Source organism: Oceanicella sp. (assembly GCF_056449545.1).
This window is the reverse complement of the sequence record NZ_JBWOMN010000108.1, coordinates 1-4,148: the sequence shown is the minus strand read 5'-3', so window position 1 is coordinate 4,148 and position 4,148 is coordinate 1. Positions and strand designations below refer to the sequence as shown.

The window sequence follows — 4,148 nt, the reverse complement described above, 5'->3', positions numbered from 1 at the left end:
GGATCGCGGCGCGCACCGCCCGCGCGACCGGCGCCCCCTGCGCGCCCGAAAACGTCATCGTCGCGGCGGGCGGCCAGGCGGCGCTGTTCTACGCCATGCAGGCCTGCGCCGATCCGGGCCGGCCGGTGGTGATCGTCGACCCCTATTACGCCACCTATCCCGGCACCCTGCGCGCCGCGGGCTGCCGCGTGGCGGTGGCGCAGGCGCGCGCCGAGACCGGGTTCCAGATCGATCTGGAGTCGTTCGACAAGGCCTGCGACGGGGCGAGCGCGGCGCTGATCAACACGCCCAACAACCCCACCGGCGCGGTGTATTCGCGCCAAACCCTTGAAGGCGTGGCCGAAATCGTCAAGGCGCGCGGCGTCTGGCTGATCTCGGACGAGGTCTATGACGGCATGGTCTATCGCGGCGAACACCTGTCGCCGCGCGCCCTGCCGGGCATGGCGGCGCGCACGGTGGTGATCGGGTCGATGTCCAAAAGCTTTGCCATGACCGGGTTCCGGCTGGGCTGGGCGGCGGCGCCGGCGGAGCTGATCCGCCTGATGACCGATCTGGCGCTGAACGTCGCCTACGGGCTGCCGGGCTTCATCCAGGATGCGGCCGAATTCGCGCTCGCCAAGGGCGCCGCCGAGGAGGCCGCGATCGCGGCGGTGTTCGCACGGCGCCGCGACGTGGCGCTGGGGGCGCTGGCCGGGTGCGACGGCGTGCGGGCGGCGCAATCCGACGGGGCCATGTATGTGATGCTCGACATCCGCGCCTCGGGGCTGAGCGGCCAGGATTTCGCCCATCGGCTGCTGGATGCCGAGCGCATCGCGGTGATGCCGGGCGAAAGCTTTGGCGCGGCGGCGGCGGGGCATCTGCGGGTGGCGCTGACCGTGGATGACGCGGCGCTCGAAGACGCGATGATCCGCCTTGGCCGCTTCGCCGGCGCGCTCGCCGGCGGCGCGGCGCGGCGCACGGGCTGACGCGCGGCGGATTTCCGTCGCCATTGCCCCATGTTGACCGGCGAGGGCCGCGCCGCGCCCTCGCATTTGACCGGAGGACATCATGCCCGCACCGATCGCATTCGCGCCGCTGGCGCTGAAAGCCGCGAAACTCGCCGCCGCGGCGGCGCTGGTCTACGCCGCGTCGCGCCGCGTCAATCCCGCCGGGCCTCACGACGCGGACCGGGACGCGGCGCTGGACCGGCTCGATGACGGGGTCGCGCTGCGCGCCGGCCATGGCGGCGGCGAGGCCCGCGCCGACGCCGCCGGGCGCTGGCGCGGCGCACTGCGATTCGGCGCCGCCGGGCCGGGTCTGGACATTGACATCGCCGGGCTCGGGCGGTTTCGCCTGCGCCGCCTGACGCTGGGAGAAAGCTGATGAAACTGCTGCACTCGCCGATGTCGCCTTTCGTGCGCATGGTCATGACCGCGCTGCACGAGACCGGCCAGATCGCCGCGGTCGAGATCGTCGACGGCGCCACCACGCCGATGGCGACCGTGGCGGCGGTTCGCGCCGCCAATCCGCTGGGCAAGATCCCGGCGCTGCTGCTCGATTCAGGCGAGGCGCTGCATGACAGCCGGGTGATCGCGCGCTATCTGGGCGCGCGCCCGGGCGGCGAGCGCCTGTATCCGGAGGGCGAGGCGCTATGGCCGGTTCTGGTGCTGGAAAGCACCGCGCATGGCGTCGCCGAGGCGGCGCTGGCCATCGTCTACGAGGACCGGATGCGCGACGAGGCGGCCCGCTCGCAGGCCTGGAAGGACGCGCAGGGGCAAAAGATCGACGCGGCGCTCGCGGCGATCGACGCCGCCGCCGGGTCGCGGCTGGCGGGCGATTTCAACATGGGTCAGATCGCGCTGGCCTGCGCGCTGGGCTATCTTGATTTCCGCCTGAAAACCCCGTGGCGCAAGGCCAATCCGGCGCTGGCGGCATGGTTCGAGACCGTCGCCGCCCGCCCCTCGATGATCGCCACGGCCCCACCGGAATAGCCGTTCGGGGCGTTCGGGGCGTTCGGGGCGGCGGATCAGCCCAGAAGCCCCATGGCGTGAAAGCTCGCCACGTCGTCCTTGCCGATGATGATATGGTCGTGAACCGTCACGCCCATGGCGTCGCAGGCGCGCAGGATGCGCCGAGTCATGTCGATGTCGGCCTGCGAGGGGCTGGGATCGCCCGAGGGGTGGTTGTGCACCAGGATCAGCGCCGAGGCGTTCAGCTCAAGCGCCCGGCGCACCACCTCGCGCGGATAGACCGGCACGTGATCGACGGTGCCCTTCTGCTGCGCCTCGTCGGCGATGAGAATGTTCTTGCGGTCGAGAAACAGCACCCGGAACTGTTCGTTCATTTCATGCGCCAGCCGCTGGCGGCAATAGGTCACCAGCGCGTCCCACGACGACAGCGCGTCGCGCCCCATCACCCGCGACTGCGCCAGGCGATGCGCCGCCGCCTCGACGATCTTCAGTTCCTGCGCCACCGCGGCGCCCACGCCCTTGACCTCCATCAGCCGCGCCGGCGGGGCCGAGATCACGTGGTTGAAATCCCCGAACATCGCCAGCAGCTGCTTGGCCAGCGGCTTCACGTCGCGCCGCGCTATGGCGCGAAACAGCACCAGTTCGAGCATTTCGTAATCGGCGAGCGATTCGGGGCCGGCCTGCAGGAATCGCGCGCGCAGGCGGGTGCGGTGATCGGTGTAATGGGGCTTGCCGTCGATCTGTTCGCCGATGGGCTCGAAGACCGGCTCCAGCGCCGGATCCGGGCGCTGTCCGGGCGCCGCCGGCGCGCCGAAATCGGTCCTGAAATCAATGGCGGACGCGATTTCCGGTCCTGTTTCCCAGTCATTTTCCCAGCCATTTTCCCAGCCATTTTCAGGCCCGGATTCCGGCCCGCGCCCCACGCCCGTGGGCGCGAATCCGCTGGCCGGGCGTTCGCGAAACGCGTCCTCCTGCGCGGCGGGATCGGCGAACAAATCGCCTGAAAAAACTCGTCTTGTCATCTGCGGCTCCGGCTGTCGGCGCGCAGATGATCGCAGCGCAGTGGTTAGCGGGCGGTAAACATCGCGCCCCGCAAGCCCGGATCCGGCAAGAAAAGCCGTGCGGGATCAGCGCCCCCAAGTCGGATGAAAGCGATTGCCGGGGGACAGGGTGAAGATCTCGCAGCCATCCTCGGTGACGCCGATCGAGTGTTCGAACTGCGCCGACAGCGACCTGTCGCGGGTGACGGCGGTCCAGCCGTCGGCGAGGGTCTTGGTTTCCGGGCGCCCCAGATTGATCATCGGCTCGATGGTGAAGAACATGCCCGGGCGCAACGCCGCCCCGGCGCCGGGGTGACCGAAATGCAGCACGTTTGGCGGTTCGTGAAACGCCCGTCCAAGCCCATGTCCGCAGAAATCGCGCACCACCGAGCAGCGTTCGCGTTCGGCCAGGGTCTGGATCGCCGCGCCGATATCGCCGAAGGTGGCGCCCGGGCGCACCTGCGCGATGCCCGCCATCAGCGCCCGATGGGTGACGTCGATCAGCCGTTCGGCGCGGCGCGCCGGCTTGCCCGCCGCGTACATGCGCGAACTGTCGCCGTACCAGCCGTCCACGATCACCGTCACGTCGATGTTGAGAATATCGCCGTCGCGCAGTTTCCTGGGGCCCGGAATGCCGTGGCAGACCACGTGGTTGAGCGAGATGCAGCTGGCGTGCTGATAGCCGCGATAGCCGATGGTGGCGGACACCGCGCCGGCCGCGACCACCATCCCCTGGATGATGTCGTTGAGCCCGCCGGTGGTGATGCCCGGGCGCACATGCGGCGCGATGTCGTCGAGTATCTCGGCGGCAAGCCGCCCCGCGGCGCGCATGCCCTCGAAATCCTCGGGGCGGTAGAGCTTGATGCCTTCGGGGGTGATCGCCGGGTGCGGGGCGTCCATCACGGGTGCAATCCTCTGGGTCTCCGGCCGCTGAATGTCTGGCCGTCATGCGTCTGGTCAGTGTTCGATCGGGCGACAGCTTAGCGCAAGTTGCGGCCGGGCGCGATGCGCGTTTGTCGCGCATCGCGCAAAATTCAACCTGAAGGCGCGTCGGTGTCCGGCAGCGGGGCGGCCCGCGCCAACCCCCCCCCGGCGATGGCGGGGGGGGCGGGCCGGGGCTGGACCCCGGCGGCGCGGGCGCGGGCGCCCCCCCCCGCGG

General features: G+C 70.4%; 5 protein-coding genes. 3 read left to right on the top strand and 2 right to left on the bottom strand.

Features of this window, described 5'->3' with window-relative positions:
- From AC1HC7_RS14030 to AC1HC7_RS14020, 3 genes are all read left to right on the top strand, one after another.
- Positions 1-965 (top strand): pyridoxal phosphate-dependent aminotransferase (locus AC1HC7_RS14030; protein WP_479499136.1); only part of this gene is annotated, 965 nt, incomplete at its 5' end.
- Positions 966-1,047: 82 nt separating this feature from the next.
- Complete coding sequence (locus AC1HC7_RS14025; RefSeq protein WP_479497631.1) at positions 1,048-1,362, top strand: hypothetical protein; 315 nt, start codon at positions 1,048-1,050, stop codon at positions 1,360-1,362.
- On the top strand, positions 1,362-1,970 hold the full coding sequence (locus AC1HC7_RS14020; RefSeq protein WP_479497632.1) for a glutathione S-transferase: 609 nt from the start codon (positions 1,362-1,364) through the stop codon (positions 1,968-1,970). Before AC1HC7_RS14025 ends, AC1HC7_RS14020 begins: the two co-directional genes overlap by 1 nt.
- Before the next feature lie 35 nt (positions 1,971-2,005).
- Here AC1HC7_RS14020 and radC read toward each other — a convergent pair whose 3' ends face one another.
- Together radC and map are read right to left on the bottom strand one after the other, a co-directional pair.
- Entirely contained in the window at positions 2,006-2,722 is a 717-nt protein-coding gene (radC, locus tag AC1HC7_RS14015) for a RadC family protein (RefSeq protein WP_479499137.1), read from the bottom strand.
- A gap of 354 nt (positions 2,723-3,076) precedes the next feature.
- Positions 3,077-3,889 (bottom strand): type I methionyl aminopeptidase, encoded by an 813-nt coding sequence (map, locus tag AC1HC7_RS14010; protein WP_479497633.1) that lies wholly within the window; start codon positions 3,887-3,889, stop codon positions 3,077-3,079.
- Between the last annotated feature and the right edge of the window lie 259 nt (positions 3,890-4,148).